Source organism: Pseudomonas sp. IT-P294 (assembly GCF_949767865.1).
Taxonomy (GTDB): domain Bacteria; phylum Pseudomonadota; class Gammaproteobacteria; order Pseudomonadales; family Pseudomonadaceae; genus Aquipseudomonas.
Genome location: NZ_CATKQW010000022.1, coordinates 792,422 through 811,828 on the forward strand (window position 1 = coordinate 792,422; position 19,407 = coordinate 811,828).

General features: G+C 60.0%; 16 protein-coding genes. 14 read left to right on the forward strand and 2 right to left on the reverse strand.

Translation table 11 applies throughout. The features are described from left to right. Window positions 1–128: 128 nt before the first annotated feature. On the reverse strand, window positions 129–1,121 hold the full coding sequence (locus ACM6I0_RS18745; protein WP_285432603.1) for an alpha/beta hydrolase family protein: 993 nt from the start codon (window positions 1,119–1,121) through the stop codon (window positions 129–131). A gap of 73 nt (window positions 1,122–1,194) precedes the next feature. On the opposite strand from ACM6I0_RS18745, the gene ACM6I0_RS18750 reads away from it, so the two are divergent. The 10 genes from ACM6I0_RS18750 (at window position 1,195) to trpE (ending at window position 13,622) form a co-directional block, all read left to right on the forward strand. Beyond that, window positions 1,195–3,591 (forward strand): PAS domain S-box protein, encoded by a 2,397-nt coding sequence (locus ACM6I0_RS18750; protein WP_285432602.1) that lies wholly within the window; start codon window positions 1,195–1,197, stop codon window positions 3,589–3,591. Window positions 3,592–3,743: 152 nt separating this feature from the next. Continuing rightward, window positions 3,744–4,385 carry a response regulator transcription factor gene (locus ACM6I0_RS18755; protein WP_285432601.1) on the forward strand — a complete coding sequence of 214 codons (642 nt, stop codon included), beginning with the start codon at window positions 3,744–3,746 and terminating at the stop codon, window positions 4,383–4,385. Between the two features lie 341 nt (window positions 4,386–4,726). Continuing rightward, window positions 4,727–5,851 (forward strand): ABC transporter ATP-binding protein, encoded by a 1,125-nt coding sequence (locus ACM6I0_RS18760; protein ID WP_285432600.1) that lies wholly within the window; start codon window positions 4,727–4,729, stop codon window positions 5,849–5,851. A 47-nt stretch (window positions 5,852–5,898) separates the two neighbouring features. Then, complete coding sequence (locus ACM6I0_RS18765; protein ID WP_222588693.1) at window positions 5,899–6,942, forward strand: ABC transporter substrate-binding protein; 1,044 nt, start codon at window positions 5,899–5,901, stop codon at window positions 6,940–6,942. Between the two features lie 169 nt (window positions 6,943–7,111). After that, entirely contained in the window at window positions 7,112–8,359 is a 1,248-nt protein-coding gene (locus ACM6I0_RS18770; protein ID WP_414922988.1) for an ABC transporter permease, read from the forward strand. 12 nt (window positions 8,360–8,371) lie between these two features. Then, the gene (locus ACM6I0_RS18775; RefSeq protein ID WP_090179144.1) at window positions 8,372–9,196 is read left to right on the forward strand and encodes an ABC transporter permease; all 825 of its coding nucleotides are present in this window, start codon (window positions 8,372–8,374) and stop codon (window positions 9,194–9,196) included. Window positions 9,197–9,338: 142 nt separating this feature from the next. Further along, entirely contained in the window at window positions 9,339–10,487 is a 1,149-nt protein-coding gene (locus ACM6I0_RS18780; RefSeq protein WP_414922989.1) for an iron-containing alcohol dehydrogenase, read from the forward strand. Window positions 10,488–10,579: 92 nt separating this feature from the next. Next, window positions 10,580–11,254, forward strand: coding sequence for a ribulose-phosphate 3-epimerase (rpe, locus tag ACM6I0_RS18785; RefSeq protein WP_008035979.1), 675 nt, complete (start codon window positions 10,580–10,582; stop codon window positions 11,252–11,254). Continuing rightward, a complete protein-coding gene (locus tag ACM6I0_RS18790) occupies window positions 11,251–12,069 on the forward strand; it encodes a phosphoglycolate phosphatase (RefSeq protein WP_285432596.1) in 819 nt (272 codons plus the stop codon). Before rpe ends, ACM6I0_RS18790 begins: the two co-directional genes overlap by 4 nt. 71 nt (window positions 12,070–12,140) lie before the next feature. Continuing rightward, complete coding sequence (trpE, locus tag ACM6I0_RS18795; protein WP_285432595.1) at window positions 12,141–13,622, forward strand: anthranilate synthase component I; 1,482 nt, start codon at window positions 12,141–12,143, stop codon at window positions 13,620–13,622. Between the two features lie 172 nt (window positions 13,623–13,794). Here the strand turns inward: trpE and estP are convergent, their stop codons facing one another. Next, on the reverse strand, window positions 13,795–15,705 hold the full coding sequence (estP, locus tag ACM6I0_RS18800) for an esterase EstP (RefSeq protein ID WP_414922990.1): 1,911 nt from the start codon (window positions 15,703–15,705) through the stop codon (window positions 13,795–13,797). Between the two features lie 407 nt (window positions 15,706–16,112). Here estP and ACM6I0_RS18805 point away from each other — a divergent pair, with 407 nt between their 5' ends. The 4 genes from ACM6I0_RS18805 to ACM6I0_RS18820 all read left to right on the forward strand — a co-directional run bounded on the left by ACM6I0_RS18805 (window position 16,113) and on the right by ACM6I0_RS18820 (window position 19,401). Further along, window positions 16,113–16,706 (forward strand): aminodeoxychorismate/anthranilate synthase component II, encoded by a 594-nt coding sequence (locus tag ACM6I0_RS18805; RefSeq protein WP_285432593.1) that lies wholly within the window; start codon window positions 16,113–16,115, stop codon window positions 16,704–16,706. A gap of 9 nt (window positions 16,707–16,715) precedes the next feature. Continuing rightward, the gene (gene trpD / locus ACM6I0_RS18810) at window positions 16,716–17,765 is read left to right on the forward strand and encodes an anthranilate phosphoribosyltransferase (protein ID WP_090179161.1); all 1,050 of its coding nucleotides are present in this window, start codon (window positions 16,716–16,718) and stop codon (window positions 17,763–17,765) included. Further along, window positions 17,762–18,598, forward strand: a complete 837-nt coding sequence (trpC, locus tag ACM6I0_RS18815; RefSeq protein WP_285432592.1) for an indole-3-glycerol phosphate synthase TrpC — start codon at window positions 17,762–17,764, stop codon at window positions 18,596–18,598. The genes trpD and trpC overlap by 4 nt, the downstream gene beginning before the upstream one ends. Window positions 18,599–18,699: 101 nt before the next feature. Continuing rightward, a complete protein-coding gene (locus ACM6I0_RS18820) occupies window positions 18,700–19,401 on the forward strand; it encodes a biotin/lipoate A/B protein ligase family protein (RefSeq protein ID WP_285432591.1) in 702 nt (233 codons plus the stop codon). Window positions 19,402–19,407: the final 6 nt, after the last annotated feature.

Genomic DNA, 19,407 nt, shown 5'->3' on the forward strand with positions numbered 1-19,407 from the left:
GCTGGCTGTGAGACCGCCATCGCGAGCAGGCTCGCTCCCACACTTGATCCAGGCCGAACACAAATGATGTGTTTACCGAAAATCCAATGTGGGAGCGAGCCTGCTCGCGATAAGGGGGACGCGGTCTATCAGTCCGCCGCTTTCTGCGGATTCAGCCAGCCGCGCACTCGACGCACCAATTGCTCTTGCTCCGCCGCGGCGTTACCGGGCAGTGCCTTGAGCGATACCTGGCTGAACGCTGAAGTCTTCAAGCGCTTGCTGGCCTGCATCCGCTCCAGCGCCGCCTTGCGATCCAGTGGTTTATCCACATAGAAAATGTCTGCCGTCGGCAGCTTCAGCGTCGGCGTCAACTCAACCAGATCGGGTTTCGCCGCCACCGGCGTCTGCACCGCGACCATCACGAACTTCTCCACTTGCGCGGGTTGCTTTTCGCTCAGATATCGCGCGGCCCAGTAAGCGCCGGTGCCATGACCCAACACCACAATGCGCCGAGCGCTCTGTTGCTCTGCATAGGCAATGGCGGCATCGATACGGGCGAAGATGCGTTCGGCGTCGGCCTTGGCTTGTTCCTCGGTGGTTTCGGCGATGGCCTTGTCGGCCACTTCCGCTTCGCCGCCGGCCGCTTGCTCGATGGGGGCTGTCGTGGTCGAGTCCTTGCTGCCGGTTTGCGGCGCCTTGAGCGTTGGCGGCATTTCCACGACGCGTGGCGCAATGGCATCGCTTTGCAGGTCCGGCAGGGTGATACTCAGGCTGCTCCACTGGGCGTCAGGTAATTTGCGCCGCAATGGACCGATTACTTGCGGCCAGTCAACGGTTTCTCCGGCGCCCGGGATGATAATCACCGCACCTTTGGGCTCGGCGGTATTGGCCGGTTTCCACAGCGCGAGGAAAGTGTCGGCACCGGCTTGCAGTTGTTGCTGTTCCTGAACAGGGATTTTTCGCTCAAGTGCTGTCGCTTCTTCCTGACTACGCTCAAGCAGCGGCTGGCGTTCGACCGGTTTTTCTTCTGCGGGTTTTTCCGCAGCCACAGGTGCCGGGTCAGCCGCTTCGACAGAAAAGGCGCAAGGCAGGATCAGCGACAGGCACAATGCTGGCAGTGCCAGGCGGTAGACAGGGGGCATCGGATATTCCAGGCCAGAAGTTATTCCGGCAGCCTAAAGGGTTGGTCAGTATTTGTCAGTGTGTGGGACTTCAATGATGCGTTTTCGCTGCCTGTGGGTTATCGGCTGTTTGTGGTTTCCCTTGATCAGTTGGGCGGCCTCCGCGCCAGCGGCGCACGTCGCGCCCTTGTCGGCCCGGCAACAACAGTGGCTGGCAGAGCACGGCGAGTTGCGTGTCGGGCTGGTGTTGCAGGCACCTTATGCGCAATACGATCGCCGTTTGCAGCGGTTGTCCGGGGTTAACGTCGAGTTGATGAAATGGCTGGCCAAAGCGCTCAAGGTCGAGCTGAGCTGGCGCAATTTCCCCGACCTTGAACAATTGGAAGCTGCCGCGCGCGAGGGTGAAATCGACATCGCCCCGGGGTTGACCCAAACCCCCGCCAGTCTGAGGCTCTGGCAATTCACCGACCCCTACATGCGCGTGCCGCAACTGGTGGTCAGTGACCAGAAAAGCGCTGGCGTGGTGGAACTGGAAAAACTCGACAGCCGAATCCGCGTTGCCGTGCGCATGCCAAGCGCCACGGCAGATTATCTGCGCAGCAACTATCCACATCTGAACCTGCAAGGCGTACCGATCGACCGCCAGGCGTTGCAGCTGTTACTGAGTCAGCAGGCCGGTTACGCGATTGTCGATGAGGCGCAGTTGGGGCGTTTGTCGATTGAGCCCGAGTTCGCCGGGCTGGTCGTGGTGGGGGACATCGGTTTGCCGCAATTGCTGCGCGTGGCCACGCGCCGGGACTTGCCGGAGTTGGCCGGCATCGTCGAAAGCGCGCTACGGGCGATTCCGGCCAAAGACCTGGAACAACTGCATAACCAATGGCTGCAACCCAAGTACCCGCGTTTGACCGAATCACCGGGATTCTGGCAAAACCTCTGCCTGCTGATGGCGGTGTTGATGCTGACCAGCATGGCCATCGTGATCTGGCAGCGTCGCCAGCAGCACAGCCTGGAGCAGCGCCTGTTGGCGGCACGCGAAGACATTGCCCAGCGTGAGGCCAGTGAAGAGGCGTTGCGCCTGACGCAGTTTTCCATCGACCAGAGCACCGTCGGCATCCTCTGGGTCAATTGGGACAGCCACGTGCGCTATGCCAACCGAGCCGCCGAAACCATGCTTGGCTACCCGGCGGGCGGGATCATTGATCGGCCGCTGATCGACTTCGAACCCGGTTTGCATATGGACCGTTGGCTGAACCTGTGGAAGCGTGCGCGCGCCAGTGAAGAAGGGCCACAAAGCTTCGAAACCAACTGCGTGCGGGCCGATGGCAGCATCCTGCCGACCGATGTTTCGTTGAGTTTCCTGCGCTTTCGCGACGGCGAATACCTGGTGGTCTACCTCAATGACGTCACTGAACGGCGTCGCGCCCTGGCCGCCTTGCAGGAAAGTGAGGCACGGTTGCAGGGGATTGCCGCCAACGTTCCGGGACTGGTCTTTCGCCTGGAGCGGGCGCCGGTGACAGGTCAGATCGACTTTGCCTACATCAGTGAAGGCAGCGAGAGCCTGGTCGGTTATTCGCCGGCGACCCTGGCGCATCGCGACAAAGGCCTGCGCAGCCTGGTACATCCGGACGACAAGGCCAGCTATCACCAGACCCAGGATCATGCACTGGACACCGACAGTGACTGGTCGTGGCAGGGGCGGATTCTCACGCGTTCCGGCGAACAGCGTTGGGCCGAGATCAAGGCGATTACCCGCCGGCTCGAGGATGGCGCCTATGTCTGGGACGGGATTGTCTGGGACATCAGCGAGAGCAAGCGCATCGAACTGGAACTGGCCAGCTCCCGCGAGCAACTGCGTGAATTGTCGGCTCACCTGGAGAGCGTGCGGGAGGAGGAAAAGGCTCGCATCGCAAGGGAAGTTCACGACGAGTTGGGTCAGATGCTGACCGTGCTTAAACTGGAAACGTCCATGTGCGAACTGGCCTACGCCCAGCTCGACCCTGGTCTGAATGAACGATTGAACAGTATGAAACGCTTGATCGCTCAGCTGTTCCAGTTGGTGCGTGATGTGGCGACGGCGCTCCGGCCACCGATTCTCGATGCCGGGATCGCCTCGGCCATTGAGTGGCAGGCCCGGCGATTCGAGGCGCGCACGCAGATTCCGTGCCTGGTGCAGGTGCCGGAAAACCTGCCGGTGCTCAGTGATGCCAAGGCGATTGGCCTGTTCCGGATCCTTCAGGAAGCACTGACCAATGTCATGCGCCATGCCCAGGCGCATACTGTTGAGCTGACGCTGACCCTTGAAGGCGATGAGTTGTGCCTGACCGTCAGCGATGATGGCGTAGGATTTGTTCCGGCTACTGGCCGGCCAACGTCCTTTGGCGTGGTAGGCATGCGCGAACGGGTGTTGATCATGGGCGGGGAACTGTCGCTTGAAAGTGAGCCGGGGGAGGGCACAACGTTGAGTGTGCGGGTGCCGGTGGAAGCAACCTGAATTTTTGTGGTGTCTGTACTGACGCTATCGCGGGCAAGTCGAATCGTCGCACCGCCGCTACCACAGGAATTTGTGAACGCTGCAGATCCAATACGGGGGCGGGCTTTGCGGGCGGTGTTGCGACGATAGATCTTGGCTCTGACATAAGAACAATGGAGAAGAACGTGATCCGTGTACTGGTAGCCGAAGACCACACCATCGTCCGTGAGGGCATCAAGCAGCTGATTGGCCTGGCCAAGGATTTGCTGGTGGTGGGGGAGGCGAGCAATGGTGAACAACTGCTCGAAACCTTGCGTCATGTGCCCTGCGAGGTGGTGTTGCTGGACATCTCGATGCCCGGGGTCAATGGCCTGGAGGCGATTCCACGGATTCGCGCGCTAAACAATCCCCCGGCGATCCTGGTGCTGTCGATGCACGATGAAGCGCAAATGGCCGCCAGGGCGCTGAAGGTTGGCGCTGCGGGTTATGCGACCAAGGACAGCGATCCGGCACTGCTGCTGACCGCGATCCGCAAAGTCGCGGCGGGCGGGCGTTACATCGACCCGGACCTGGCTGACCGGATGGTCTTCGAAGTCGGCCTGACCGATTCGCGACCGTTGCACGCCTTATTGTCGGAACGCGAGTTTTCAGTATTCGAGCGCTTGGCCCAGGGCGCTAACGTCAACGACATCGCCCAGCAACTGGCCCTGAGCAGCAAGACCATCAGCACCCACAAGGCGCGCCTGATGCAGAAGCTCAACATCACCTCCCTGGCGGAACTGGTGAAATACGCGATGGAACACAAACTTCTCTAAGACACACCACCGTTCACTGTGGGAGCGGGCTTGCCCGCGATGACGGAGGAACATTCAAGGTATGTACCTACTGGCACACCGCAATCGCGAGCAAGCTCGCTCCCACAGGACAGCGGTGACATACCCATTTGCGACAGCCTCAATCAATACTTCTGCCAATTCTTGTGGCTTTTAGCTTCAAACCACCGCTGCACCTATCCAATCCCGCCATCCTTGTAGGGCAATCCCTACCCCCAACCTTCCAAACGGCTGAGGCGATTCTCTCCTGCGCCCCGATTTGCGCGCATCCCAGCGTCCACTAGGCTTAGTCCACAGCAGTCATCAATAACAAAGGTGTGGGTATGAGCCAGGTCGATTCAAGTACAGGGGCCAATGACATTCTGGTCAGCTTTCGTGGAGTGCAGAAGAGCTACGACGGCGAGAACCTGATCGTCAAAGACCTCAACCTGGATATTCGCAAAGGCGAATTCCTCACCTTGCTCGGGCCGTCCGGTTCCGGCAAGACCACCAGCCTGATGATGCTCGCCGGTTTTGAAACACCGACCGCTGGCGAAATCCTGCTGGCCGGGCGCGCCATCAACAATGTGCCACCGCACAAACGCGACATCGGCATGGTGTTCCAGAATTACGCCTTGTTCCCCCACATGACCGTGGCCGAGAACCTTGCATTCCCGCTGACCGTGCGCGGCTTGAACAAGAGCGACGTCAGTGACCGGGTCAAGCGTGTCTTGAGCATGGTGCAGCTCGACACCTTCGCCCAGCGTTATCCCGCCCAACTGTCCGGCGGTCAGCAACAGCGTGTGGCCCTGGCCCGTGCGTTGGTGTTCGAACCGCAACTGGTGCTGATGGACGAACCGCTCGGCGCACTCGACAAACAACTGCGCGAACACATGCAGATGGAGATCAAGCACCTGCACCAGCGTCTCGGCGTGACCGTGGTCTACGTGACCCACGACCAGGGCGAAGCCTTGACCATGTCCGACCGCGTGGCGGTGTTCCATCAGGGCGAAATCCAGCAGATCGCCCCACCGCGCACCCTCTATGAAGAGCCAAAGAACACCTTCGTCGCCAACTTCATCGGCGAGAACAACCGTCTTAACGGGCGCTTGCACAGCCAGACGGGCGACCGTTGCATCGTTGAACTCGGTCGCGGTGAAAAAGTTGAAGCGCTGGCGGTCAATGTCGGCAAGACCGGCGAGCCGGTCACGCTGTCGATCCGCCCGGAACGCGTGAGCCTCAATGGTTCGAGCGAGTCCTGCGTCAATCGCTTCTCCGGGCGGGTGGAGGAATTCATCTATCTGGGCGACCACGTCCGGGTTCGTCTGGAAGTCTGCGGCAAGACCGACTTCTTTGTGAAACAACCGATTGCCGAGCTCGATCCTGCGCTTGCCGTCGGTGACGTGGTACCGCTTGGCTGGCAGGTCGAACACGTTCGCGCGCTCGACCCACTTCTAGAGGCGCATTAATCGCCCCGGCTACACCAACACCAACCTGCACGTGGAGAGAACAATAAATGTTGAGATCCCTGAAATTAACCGCTTTGGTCATGGGCATGATCGGTGCGGCACACGCGATGGCGGCGGGTCCGGACCTGACCGTGGTGTCCTTTGGCGGGGCGAACAAGGCCGCGCAGGCCAAAGCGTTCTACGCACCGTGGGAAGCGGCAGGCAACGGCAAGATCGTGGCGGGCGAATACAACGGCGAGATGGCCAAGGTCAAAGCCATGGTCGACACCAAGAGCGTGTCCTGGGACCTGGTAGAAGTTGAATCGCCAGAACTGTCCCGTGGTTGCGACGAAGACATGTTCGAGCAGCTGGATCCGAAGTTGTTCGGCAAATCCGAAGACTACGTCAAAGGCGCTATTCAGCCGTGCGGCGTGGGTTTCTTCGTGTGGTCGACCGTGCTGGCCTACAACGCCGACAAACTGGCTTCCGCACCGACCAGCTGGGTTGATTTCTGGGACACCAAGAAATTCCCGGGTAAACGTGGCCTGCGCAAAGGCGCCAAGTACACCCTGGAATTCGCTTTGATGGCCGACGGCGTCGCGCCTAAAGACGTCTACAAAGTGCTGGCTGGCAAAGACGGTCAGGACCGCGCGTTCAAGAAACTCGATGAACTCAAGCCAAACATCCAGTGGTGGGAAGCCGGCGCACAACCGCCGCAATACCTCGCTTCCGGTGACGTGGTCATGAGCTCGGCCTACAACGGCCGGATCGCTGCCGTGCAGAAAGAAAGCAACCTGAAAGTCGTGTGGAATGGCGGCATCTACGACTTCGACGCATGGGCAATCCCGAAAGGTCTGGACAAGGCACGCGCTGAAGCTGCGAAGAAATTCATCGCCTTCTCGGTGGCGCCGCAGCAGCAGAAGACCTACTCGGAAAACATCGCTTACGGCCCGGCCAACACCCAAGCCGTACCGTTGCTGGCCAAGGATGTCCTGAAAGACATGCCGACCACCCCGGAAAACATCGCCAACCAGGTGCAGATCGACGTCAGCTTCTGGGCTGACAACGGCGAGCAACTGGAGCAGCGCTTCAATTCCTGGGCTGCGAAGTAAGCACGACCCTGTGGTTTGAACACCGCAATCCTTGTGGGAGCGAGCTTGCTCGCGATAGCAGTGGGGCAGTCAACATCGATGTCGGATGGAATGCCCCCATCGCGAGCAAGCTCGCTCCCACAGGTTGTTTGTATGCCTCTGTAACGATCAAAGATTTCCGGAGTACGCCATGGCCACCGCCATTCCCCTGAACGCGGGCGCTGACCCCACCTTGAAGCAGCGGCTCAAGCACGCCGAGCGGATCAACCGCTGGAAGGCACAGGCCTTGATTGCGCCCTTGGTGCTGTTTCTGTTGCTGGTGTTCCTGGTGCCCATCGTGGCGCTGCTCTACAAAAGCGTTGGTAACCCGGAAGTGGTCGGCGGCATGCCGCGCACTGTGGCGGCCATCGCCAGTTGGGATGGCCGCGGCCTGCCCGCTGAACCGGTTTACAAAGCAGCCAGCGAAGACCTCGCCGAAGCCCGCAAGAATCAGACCCTGGGCGATCTGTCCAAGCGCTTGAACATGGAGTTGGCCGGCTACCGCAGCCTGCTGACCAAAACCGCACGCGCCTTGCCGTTCGCCACTGAACCGGCCTCTTATAAAGAAGCACTCGAAGGTCTCGACGAGCGCTGGGGCGACCCGGCCTACTGGCAAGCGGTACGCCGAAACACAAGCAATATCACTCCGTACTACCTGCTGGCGGCCGTCGATCACCGCATCGACGACCTCGGTGAACTGGCCCCGGCCACGCCCGATCAGGCGATTTACCTCGACATCTTCGCCCGTACCTTCTGGATGGGTTTGATCATCACCGGCATCTGCCTGCTGCTGGCGTATCCGCTGGCCTACTTGCTGGCGAACCTGCCATCGCGCCAAAGCAACCTGCTGATGATTCTGGTGCTGCTGCCGTTCTGGACATCGATCCTGGTGCGAGTCGCCGCGTGGATCGTGTTGCTGCAATCGGGGGGCTTGATCAACAGCGGCCTGATGGCGATGGGCATCATCGATAAGCCGCTGGAGCTGGTGTTCAACCGCACCGGGGTTTACATCTCCATGGTGCACATCCTGCTGCCGTTCATGATTCTGCCAATCTACAGCGTGATGAAAGGCATCTCGCCGACCTACATGCGCGCCGCGATTTCCCTCGGTTGCCACCCGTTCGCCAGCTTCTGGCGGGTGTACTTCCCGCAGACCTATGCCGGTGTCGGCGCCGGTTGCCTGTTGGTGTTCATCCTCGCGATTGGCTACTACATCACCCCGGCGTTGCTGGGCAGCCCGAACGATCAGATGGTCAGTTACTTCGTCGCTTTCTACACCAACACCAGTATCAACTGGGGCATGGCGACCGCACTCGGTGGGCTGCTGCTGTTGGCGACTGTGGTGCTTTATCTGATTTACAGCTGGCTGGTGGGCGCCAGTCGCCTGCGCCTGAGCTAAGGGGAGAATGAAATGCTGAGTCCTTATATGTCGCCCATTGAACGGGTGTGGTTCTACAGCTTGCGGATTCTCTGCGGCCTGGTTCTGCTGTTCCTGATTCTGCCGGTGCTAGTGATCATTCCGCTGTCGTTCAACTCCGGCAGCTTCCTGGTGTACCCGCTGCAAGGTTTTTCGCTGCACTGGTATCAGGACTTCTTCGCTTCGGCCGAATGGATGCGCTCGCTGAAGAACAGCATCATCGTCGCCCCGGCGGCGACGGTGCTGGCGATGGTCTTCGGTACGCTGGCGGCGATCGGCCTGACCCGTGGCGACTTCCCCGGCAAAGCGCTGGTCATGGCGCTGGTGATTTCGCCGATGGTGGTGCCTGTGGTGATCATCGGTGTGGCGAGTTATCTGTTTTTTGCCCCGCTGGGGTTGGGCAACAGCTTCTTCTCGTTGATCGTGGTGCATGCGGTGCTGGGTGTGCCGTTCGTGATCATCACCGTGTCGGCCACGTTGCAGGGCTTTAACCAGAACCTGGTGCGCGCCGCCGCCAGCCTCGGTGCTTCGCCACTGACGGCGTTCCGCCGGGTGACGTTGCCGCTGATTGCGCCAGGCGTGATCTCGGGTGCGCTGTTTGCCTTTGCAACGTCGTTCGATGAAGTGGTAGTGACGCTGTTCCTCGCAGGTCCTGAACAAGCGACCTTGCCTCGGCAGATGTTCAGCGGCATCCGCGAAAACCTCAGCCCGACCATCGCCGCCGCAGCAACGCTGCTGATCGCTTTCTCGGTGATCCTGCTGCTGACCCTGGAATGGCTGCGTGGCCGCAGCGAGAAACTGCGCACCGCCCAGGTCTGATCCCCCCACAATGATCGTTCCCACGCTCCGCGTGGGAACGATCGGCAGTCGGGGCTCGGTCATTCACAGGCTGAATAGCAGACAAACCCCAATCCCCAGCTACTCTTGTGCCCAGCTCCCCTATTTATAAGAGGCTGCGCGCATGAGTCTTTCCTCTTTCAAAATCGCTCACAAACTGATCACCGGCGCTGGAGCCATCGAGCAACTGGCCGCTGAACTGAACCGCCTGGACATCGACAACCCGCTGATCGTCACCGACGCCGCCCTAGTCAAATCCGGTACGGTCGAGCTGGCGCTGGCGCAGTTGGGCGATCGAACCTACGAAATCTTCGATCGTGTATTGCCAGACCCGGAAATCGCCATCGTCGAAGACTGCATGCGGGTTTATCGCGAAGGCGGGCACGACGGTCTGATTGGCCTTGGCGGCGGCAGCGCCATCGACATTGCCAAAAGTGTCGCGGCCTACGCCGGTTACCACGGCGCGCTGGAGGATTTGTTCGGCGTCGATCAGGTGCCGCGCAAAGGTCCGCCGCTGATCGCCATCCCGACCACGGCCGGTACCGGATCGGAAGTGACCAACGTTGCCATCCTCTCCGACAAGGTCGCGCAGCTGAAAAAAGGCATCGTCAGCGACTATCTATTACCGGACGTCGCGCTGGTCAGCCCGCAAATGACCCTGACTTGCCCGCGCAGTGTCACCGCCGCCAGTGGCGTCGACGCATTGGTGCATGCCATTGAATCCTACCTGTCACTCAACGCCTCGCCGATTACCGACGCGCTGGCCATCGGCGCGATCAAGCTGATCGCCAAGGCACTGCCCAAGGCGTACGCCAACCCGTCCAACCTGCAAGCCCGCGAAGACATGGCCACCGCCAGCCTGATGGCCGGCATGGCATTCGGCAATGCCGGTGTTGGCGCGGTGCATGCGTTGGCGTATCCGCTGGGCGGGCGGTTCAATATCGCCCACGGCGTGAGCAATGCCTTGCTCCTGCCTTATGTCATGACCTGGAACAAGATGGCCTGCGTCGAGCGCATGCAGGATATTGCCGAGGCCATGGGCGTGAAGACCGCTCATCTGAGCGCCACTGACGCGGCCGACAAAGCCGTGGAAGCGATGACCGAACTGTGCGCCGCCGTGGAAATTCCGCTGGGCCTGCGCAGCTTTGGCGTTCCCGAGGATGCAATTCCGGCGATGGCCGTGGAAGCGGCAGGGATTGAGCGCTTGATGCGCAACAATCCACGCAAATTGAGCGCGATTGATATCGAGAAGATCTACCGCGCGGCTTACTAGGGGCTGGCCCAATCATCGCGGTCACGGTGCGCGCGCCAAAGCATGAGGTATACAATGCGCGCCATCGTGATTCTGTTCAAAAAAGGTGCGTCATGCAGCCCTTCGTCATTGCTCCATCGATCCTCTCCGCCGACTTCGCCCGCCTGGGTGAAGAAGTGGACAACGTCCTGGCCGCTGGCGCCGACTTCGTGCACTTCGATGTCATGGACAACCACTACGTGCCGAACCTGACCATCGGCCCGATGGTCTGCGCTGCGCTGCGCAAGTACGGCGTGACCGCGCCTATCGATGCACACTTGATGGTCAGCCCGGTGGATCGCATCGTCGGCGACTTCATCGAAGCGGGTGCTACCTACATCACCTTCCACCCGGAAGCCACGCAGCACGTCGACCGCTCCCTGCAGTTGATCCGCGAAGGCGGTTGCAAGTCGGGCCTGGTGTTCAACCCGGCGACGCCGCTGGATGTGCTCAAGTACGTGATGGACAAGGTCGACATGATCCTGCTGATGAGCGTCAACCCGGGCTTCGGCGGGCAGAAGTTCATTCCCGGCACCCTCGACAAGCTGCGTGAAGCGCGCGCGCTGATCGATGCGTCCGGCCGTGACATTCGCCTGGAAATCGACGGTGGCGTCAACGTGAACAACATTCGTGAAATCGCGGCGGCGGGCGCGGACACCTTCGTCGCCGGCTCGGCGATCTTCAATGCACCGAATTACCAAGAGGTGATTGAAAAGATGCGTTCCGAACTGGCGTTGGCTCGTCCATGAGTGGCTTTGAGCAGCTGTTCCCGGGGCGTTTGCCGCGGCTGGTGATGTTCGATCTGGATGGCACGCTGATCGATTCAGTCCCTGACCTCGCGGCGGCTGTGGATAACATGTTGCTCAAGCTGGGGCGTGAGCCGGCCGGCATCGAGTCGGTGCGCGAGTGGGTCGGCAACGGCGCGCCGGTGCTGGTTCGCCGTGCGCTGGCCGGTGGCATCGACCATTCGACCGTCGATGACGGTGAGGCCGAGGGCGCGCTGGAGATTTTCATGGAGGCTTACAGCCAGAGCCATGATCTGACGGTGGTGTACCCCGGTGTGCGCGACACCCTGAAGTGGCTGAACAAGCAGGGCGTGGAAATGGCGCTGATCACCAACAAGCCGGAGCGCTTCGTCGCGCCGCTGCTGGATCAGATGAAAATCGGCCGCTACTTCAAATGGATCATCGGCGGCGATACCTTGCCGCAGCAGAAACCTGACCCGGCTGCGCTGTTCTTTGTGATGAAAATGGCCAACATCCCGGCCTCGCAATCATTGTTTGTCGGCGACTCGCGCAGCGACGTGCAGGCGGCGAAAGCAGCGGGGGTCAAGTGCGTCGCCCTCAGTTATGGCTACAACCATGGCCGGCCGATTGCCGAAGAATCGCCAGCGCTGGTGATCGACGATCTGCGCAAGCTAATTCCCGGTTGCCTGGATCCAGCCGCTGAGATAACGTTGCCCGACGTTGCTCAATCCCCTTCTGGAAACGCCATCGTGGTGGTCACTCGCAAACTCTGGATGAAAGTCATCAAGGCCCTGGCCCGCTGGCGTTGGCGCGCCTGACTCGATTCTGGCCGGCTCGCCGGCGCGTTTGCATACCTGACTGTTAGCACCTCAAGCCACGAGGCTACCCCATGATCCGTGAAGAATTCCTGCGTTTGGCCGCTGCCGGCTATAACCGTATCCCGATGGCCTGCGAAACCTTGGCCGACTTCGACACTCCGCTGTCGATCTACTTGAAACTGGCCGACGAGCCCAACTCTTACTTGCTGGAATCGGTACAGGGCGGGGAGAAGTGGGGCCGTTATTCGATCATCGGCCTGCCATGCCGCACCGTGCTGCGGGTTCACGATCATCACGTGAGCGTGACCCACGACGGCGTCGAGATCGAAAGCCATGAAGCCGAAGACCCACTGGCATTCGTCGAAGCATTCAAGGCCCGCTATAACGTGCCGACGATCCCGGGCCTGCCACGCTTCAACGGCGGGCTGGTGGGGTACTTCGGTTATGACTGCGTGCGGTATGTGGAGAAGCGCCTGGGCAAATGCCCGAACCCGGATCCACTGGGCGTGCCGGACATTCTGCTGATGGTGTCCGACGCGGTCGTGGTGTTCGACAACCTCGCCGGCAAGATGCACGCCATCGTTCTGGCCGACCCGTCACAGGCCGAGGCTTTCGAGCAAGGTCAGGCACGCCTGGAAGCGCTGCTGGAAAAACTCCGTCAACCGATCACGCCGCGCCGTGGCCTGGATTTCAGCAAGCAACAATCGGCTGATCCGGTGTTTCGCTCCAGCTTCACCCAGGACGATTACGAAAAAGCCGTCGACACCATCAAGGAATACATCCTGGCCGGTGACTGCATGCAGGTCGTCCCGTCCCAGCGCATGTCGATTGACTTCAAGGCTGCGCCGATTGATCTGTACCGCGCGCTGCGTTGCTTCAACCCGACGCCGTATATGTACTTCTTCAACTTCGGCGACTTCCATGTCGTCGGCAGTTCGCCGGAAGTGCTGGTACGGGTCGAAGACAACCTGATCACGGTGCGCCCGATCGCCGGCACCCGCCCACGCGGGGCCAACGAAGAGGCCGACCTGGCGCTGGAAAAAGACCTGCTGTCGGACGACAAGGAAATCGCCGAACACTTGATGCTGATCGACCTGGGCCGTAACGACACCGGTCGGGTTTCCGAGATCGGTTCGGTGAAGCTCACCGAGAAAATGGTCATCGAGCGTTATTCCAACGTGATGCACATCGTGTCCAACGTCACCGGTCAATTGAAGGCCGGGCTGACGGCGATGGACGCACTGCGGGCCATTCTGCCGGCGGGCACGTTGTCGGGCGCACCGAAGATTCGCGCGATGGAAATCATCGACGAACTGGAACCGGTCAAACGCGGCGTCTATGGCGGAGCGGTCGGTTACTTCGCGTGGAACGGCAATATGGACACTGCGATTGCGATCCGCACCGCAGTGATCAAGGACGGCGAACTGCACGTTCAAGCCGGTGGCGGCATCGTCGCCGACTCGGTGCCGGCGCTGGAATGGGAAGAAACCCTGAACAAGCGCCGCGCGATGTTCCGTGCCGTGGCCCTGGCCGAACAGACCCCGGACAGCTAAGTTTACGCAAAAAACCTGTGGGAGCGAGCTTGCTCGCGATGGCGATCTATCAGTCAACATAGATGTTGAATGTCCCAGCCTCATCGCGAGCAAGATCTCTCCCACATGGACTTTCATCAGCATAAAAAAATGCGGCGCCTGTGAGGGCGCCGCGTTTTTTGTTGCCTGGGATCTAGTAGTCCAGCGCAACCCCGAGATTAATGCCTTGCTGGGTGAAGTCATCATCCTTGCGAATGTCGTAGCTGGCGCGCAATGACAGGTCCTTGGTGAGGTTATGGCTGACGCCCAGGTTCAAGCGGTTCAGGTTGGACTGCGGGGTGTAGCCGGCCAGGGTGTAGTGGTTGTTTGGAAGACTGTTGAGGTTCATGGTCACATTCTGGGTGTCGTCGTTGTACTCGCGCTCGCGGGCCAGTTCGCCAAACACTTGGGTTTGCGTGGTGATCTGGTACTTGCCCTGGATTCCGAGGCCAAGACGCCGGGAAATGCGTGACTGGTCGTCATAGGTCAGCGCGGTGGAGTCGGCGCCGTTTTCCGAGTAACCATTCACTTCAACTTTCGAGAAGTCCGCGCTCACGAATGGCGACAAGTGCCACGGGCTGCTCGCCTCTGGCGCGATGTCGTAACCCAGGCGGCCACTGATGGCGACCAGGTAACCGTCGGTGTCGCCTTTCTCCCCGCGTTCGTTGACCCCCAACTGGAATTTGCGTTTGAGGCTATCGTAGTCCAGATGCCCGGCCGTCAGCGCCGCGTCACCCCAAATGCGATTCTGCTGGTATTGGGCGAAAGCGGTGCCCAAGTAGGTGTTGAGTTTGTAATCCGAATCTTTATCGCCGGCTTCGAGTTTCTGGTTATAGAAGCCCGCCGCCAAGCCAACGCGCCATGCGTCGTTGAGCCGATAGCTGCCACCAATGTTCACGTTGGCGCCATTGCCGTCAGCACTCGCCCCACTGCGCTGGCTGTCGAAATCCTGGTGTTGGCCGCCGGCGGCGACAATCGCCCGCCATTGACCCACGCCTTGCCAATTTTCCCAATCGGCCAGCCACTGGTTACGCAACTCGTCCTGATGAGAACGCAAAGTGCCCTGGGCCATTTGTGGCAACAGGCTTGCTTCCCATGGAGCGGACAGCAGCGAGTACGCGTAATCGGCAATCAAGCGTTGCCCGGCTTCGGTCGGGTGCACCGAGTCGTTGTAGATCAGTTTGGTCGGGTCCGGGGTGGCACTGTTGATGCCGTATCGGGCGTTCTCGGTGCAACTGTCGCCGCTGAAGCAGGTGGCACTGAGGTTCTGGTCGGTAGCCAGGCCGAACTGGCCAGGGTTGGCGAATGTCTCTTTGAGCAGTACCGGAATGTTCAGCGGGATGATGTTGGCGTTAATGCCCTGCAGTTGGCTGACCAGTTCAGTGTTGAACTGGGAACTGAGCTGGGACGTGAAGGCCTGCAAAGGTGTGCCGTTGAAGGCCGGGGTAAAGCCAATATCCGGCAGCAACCAGACCATGATGTAGCGGGCCCCGGCCTGCTGCAGGGTTTGCACGCTGCTGGCCAGGCGATCGGCGGCGGCGCTGGCTTGAGGCAGGCTGGTCACGCGCCCCTGCAGGAAGTCATTGCCGCCTCCCGAGAGGTAATAGAGCGCATTCGGGTCGGCGCGGAAATTGTTCGACGGCAGATAGCCCGCGCGGGTGCGTTCGCCGGTAGCGGAGGTGCTGGTGATCGAGTCGAGAATCTGATCGGTGCGATAACCGCCGACAGCCCAGTTGTTGCCATCGGGCAGGCCTTCGCTGGCACGTACTGCAGAGGAGGATGACGCCGTCTGATCCGGCGAGAACCCCAGTTTCCCTCCAAGGACCTGGGTGGCGTTGAGCGAACGGACTTCACCGCTGCCATCCAGATACACCGGCCCTGTACGGTTGGTATAGCGCTCCGTCGCCCCGGCGGGTCCGCCGGTATCGGCAAATGTGCCGGCGTCATTGAGGCTGTCGCCGAAGACGATGAAATTGGTGTAGGGATTAGGCGAGGCGTTCGCCTGGGCGCAGGCCATCGCGAGCAGGCATCCTGCGAGTGGTACAAACAACGTCTGTTTGATCATGAGCAAGTCCGTTTTATTTATTGTTTTAGTAAACGAAACGACAGTACCAAAAACTTCCAGCGTTTTGCCATCGGTCGCGAACCCTTCGATTGTTTCGCGAGCTGTCACTCCGGCCATATTGCACGCTCTGCCCAGCTAAGTTACTGTGCCGAGACGTATGAATGAGACCTTCCCCGTGTTGATCATCAGCAAACTCCTGGATCAAGTCATCAAGGCACATGCCCGCTGGCGTTGGCGCGCCTGAATCTTTTCTGCCGGCCTGGCCGGACCTGTACCGCTTTGCCTTCTTCACCCGTTAGACATACCGCTTTGCTGGCGCATCTTGCGACAGACAAAGTGCAGGACGCTGCGGGTAATCGTTCGAAGGCTGTCTTAAAAGTCAGTGAATTCAAGAGGTTCTAAACGCCATGTTGCTGATGATCGATAACTACGACTCTTTTACCTACAACGTTGTGCAGTACCTTGGTGAGCTCGGCTCCCAAGTCAAAGTCGTGCGCAACGATGAACTCACGATTGCCGAAATCGAAGCCCTTAACCCCGAGCGTATCGTCGTGTCCCCCGGTCCTTGCACCCCGACCGAAGCCGGCATCTCGATCGAAGCGATCAAGCATTTCGCCGGCAAGCTGCCGATTCTGGGCGTCTGCCTCGGCCACCAGTCCATTGGCCAGGCGTTTGGCGGTGATGTGGTCCGCGCCCGTCAAGTCATGCACGGTAAGACTAGCCCGGTATTCCATGAGGACAAGGGCGTATTCGAAGGCCTGAATCTTCCGTTGACGGTAACGCGCTATCACTCGCTGATCGTCAAGCGCGAAACCTTGCCCGATTGCCTGGAGCTGACCGCCTGGACCCAGCTCGAAGACGGCTCGATCGACGAGATCATGGGCCTGCGCCACAAGACGTTGAACATTGAAGGTGTGCAGTTCCACCCTGAGTCTATCCTCACTGAACAGGGCCACGAGCTGTTCGCCAACTTCCTCAAACAAACCGGCGGCACGCGCTAAGGACTTTCCATGAATATCAAGACAGCCCTGAGCCGTATCGTCGATCACCTCGACCTCAGCACCGATGAGATGCGCGATGTGATGCGCGAAATCATGACCGGGCAATGCACGGATGCGCAGATCGGCGCGTTCATGATGGCCATGCGTATGAAGAGCGAGAGCATCGACGAAATCGTTGGCGCCGTGTCGGTCATGCGCGAACTGGCAGACAAGGTCGAACTCAAGACCCTCGACGGTGTGGTCGATGTCGTCGGCACCGGCGGCGATGGTGCGAACATTTTCAACGTGTCGACGGCTTCCTCTTTCGTCGTGGCGGCTGCCGGTTGTACCGTGGCCAAGCACGGTAACCGTGCGGTATCCGGCAAGAGCGGCAGTGCCGACTTGCTGGAGGCCGCTGGTATTTACCTCAACCTGAGTCCGGTCCAGGTGGCGCGCTGCATCGACAACGTCGGCATCGGTTTCATGTTTGCCCAGACCCATCACAGTGCCATGAAGCACGCTGCCGGTCCGCGCAAGGATCTTGGTCTGCGTACCCTGTTCAACATGCTCGGCCCGCTTACGAATCCGGCCGGCGTGAAACATCAGGTGGTGGGCGTGTTCAGTCAGGCGCTGTGCCGGCCATTGGCCGAAGTCTTGCAGCGTTTGGGCAGCAAGCACGTGCTGGTGGTGCACTCCAAGGATGGTCTGGACGAGTTCAGCCTGGCGGCGCCGACGTATGTGGCAGAACTGAAGAATGACCAGATCACCGAATATTGGGTCGAACCTGAAGACCTGGGCATGAAGAGCCAGAGCCTGCATGGCCTGGCGGTAGAAAGCCCGGCGGCTTCCCTTGAGCTGATTCGCGATGCCCTGGGCAAACGCAAGACCGAATTTGGCCAGAAAGCCGCCGAAATGATCGTGCTCAATGCGGGTGCCGCACTGTATGCAGCCGACCTGGCGACCAGTTTGAAAGAAGGCGTTGCCCTGGCGCACGATGCGCTGCACACAGGCCTCGCCCGGGAAAAACTCGAGGAGTTGGGTGCATTTACCGCGGTATTCAAAGTGGAGAATGAGGGATGAGTGTACCGACGGTTCTGGAAAGCATTCTGGCTCGCAAAGTCCAGGAAGTTGCCGAGCGTAGCGCCCGTGTGAGTCTGGCGGAGCTGGAAAGCCTGGCCAAGGCGGCCGATGCACCCCGTGGTTTTGCCAAGGCATTGATTGCTCAGGCCAAGCTGAAACAGCCGGCAGTCATTGCCGAGATCAAAAAAGCATCACCGAGCAAAGGCGTGATTCGCGCGAATTTCGATCCCGCCAGCATTGCCAAGAGTTACGAGAAGGGCGGCGCAACCTGCCTGTCAGTGCTCACCGATGTCGATTTTTTCCAGGGCGCCGATGCTTACCTGCAACAGGCCCGGGCGGCATGCAAACTGCCAGTGATCCGCAAGGACTTCATGATCGATCCGTACCAGATCGTCGAAGCCCGTGCCTTGGGTGCTGACTGTGTGCTGTTGATCGTCTCTGCACTGGACGATGTGAAGATGGCCGAGTTGGCGGCCGTGGCCAAAAGCGTCGGCCTCGACGTGCTGGTGGAAGTGCACGACGGCGACGAGCTGGAGCGGGCCTTGAAAACCCTCAACACGCCGCTGGTTGGTGTGAACAACCGTAACCTGCACACCTTCGAGGTCAGTCTGGAAACCACCCTCGATCTGTTGCCGCGCATCCCTCGTGATCGCCTGGTGATTACCGAAAGTGGCATTCTCAACCGGGCCGATGTCGAGTTGATGGAAATCAGCGATGTGTATGCGTTCCTGGTCGGCGAGGCGTTCATGCGCGCCGAAAGCCCGGGCACCGAGTTGCAGCGCCTGTTCTTTCCTGAACGTGGTACTGCAGTGAGTGGTTCTACACTCGACTGACAACATCTTCGCAGGCAAACCCGATTCCCTGTGGGAGCGGGCTTGCCCGCGAAGAGGTCATCAAGCCCCCCCAAAAGACTTCATGTCTTACGGAATCGTCCATGTTCCAGCCAATCTCTCTGACTGTCGAAGCCGGCCTGCAAGCCGAGCAAGATCTGTTGGCTCATGTCTGCACCGGCGATTCGGACTTTGGCCTGCTGTTCTGGCAGCCCAATGATCGGGCGCTGGTGATGCCGCGCCGCTTGAATCGTCTGCCAGGTTTCGAAGCCGCCTGTGAAGTTTCGGCAGCGGCCGGTTGGCCAGTGTTGCTGCGAGAAACCGGTGGTGAGCCGGTGCCGCAATCCGCATCGACCATCAATATCGCTCTGGTCTACGCACCTCCGCGTCGTGAGGGTGACCAGAACCGGATCGAAACCGCCTATCGCCGACTCTGCGATCCGATTTGCCAGTTGCTTGATGAGTTGGGTGGCGTTTCGTCCCTGGGTGAAGTGGACGGCGCATTTTGCGATGGCCGTTTCAACGTCAACCTCGACGGTCGCAAGATGGTCGGCACCGCTCAGCGCTGGCGTCAGAGCAAGGGTGGTCAGCGTCCGGTGGGGTTGGTGCACGGCGCTTTGTTGCTCGATAACGAGCGAGAGTCGATGGTCGCAGCGGTCAATCGCTTCAATCAAGCGTGCGGTCTGGAGCAGCGGGTTCGCGCCGAAAGCCACATTGCCCTGCATGAGAAGTTTGCCGCGCCTGACGCATTGGAGCGGCTTGACGCGTTGTATCGCCAGTTGCTGGCAGACATGCTTGAGGCTTGAGTTTTC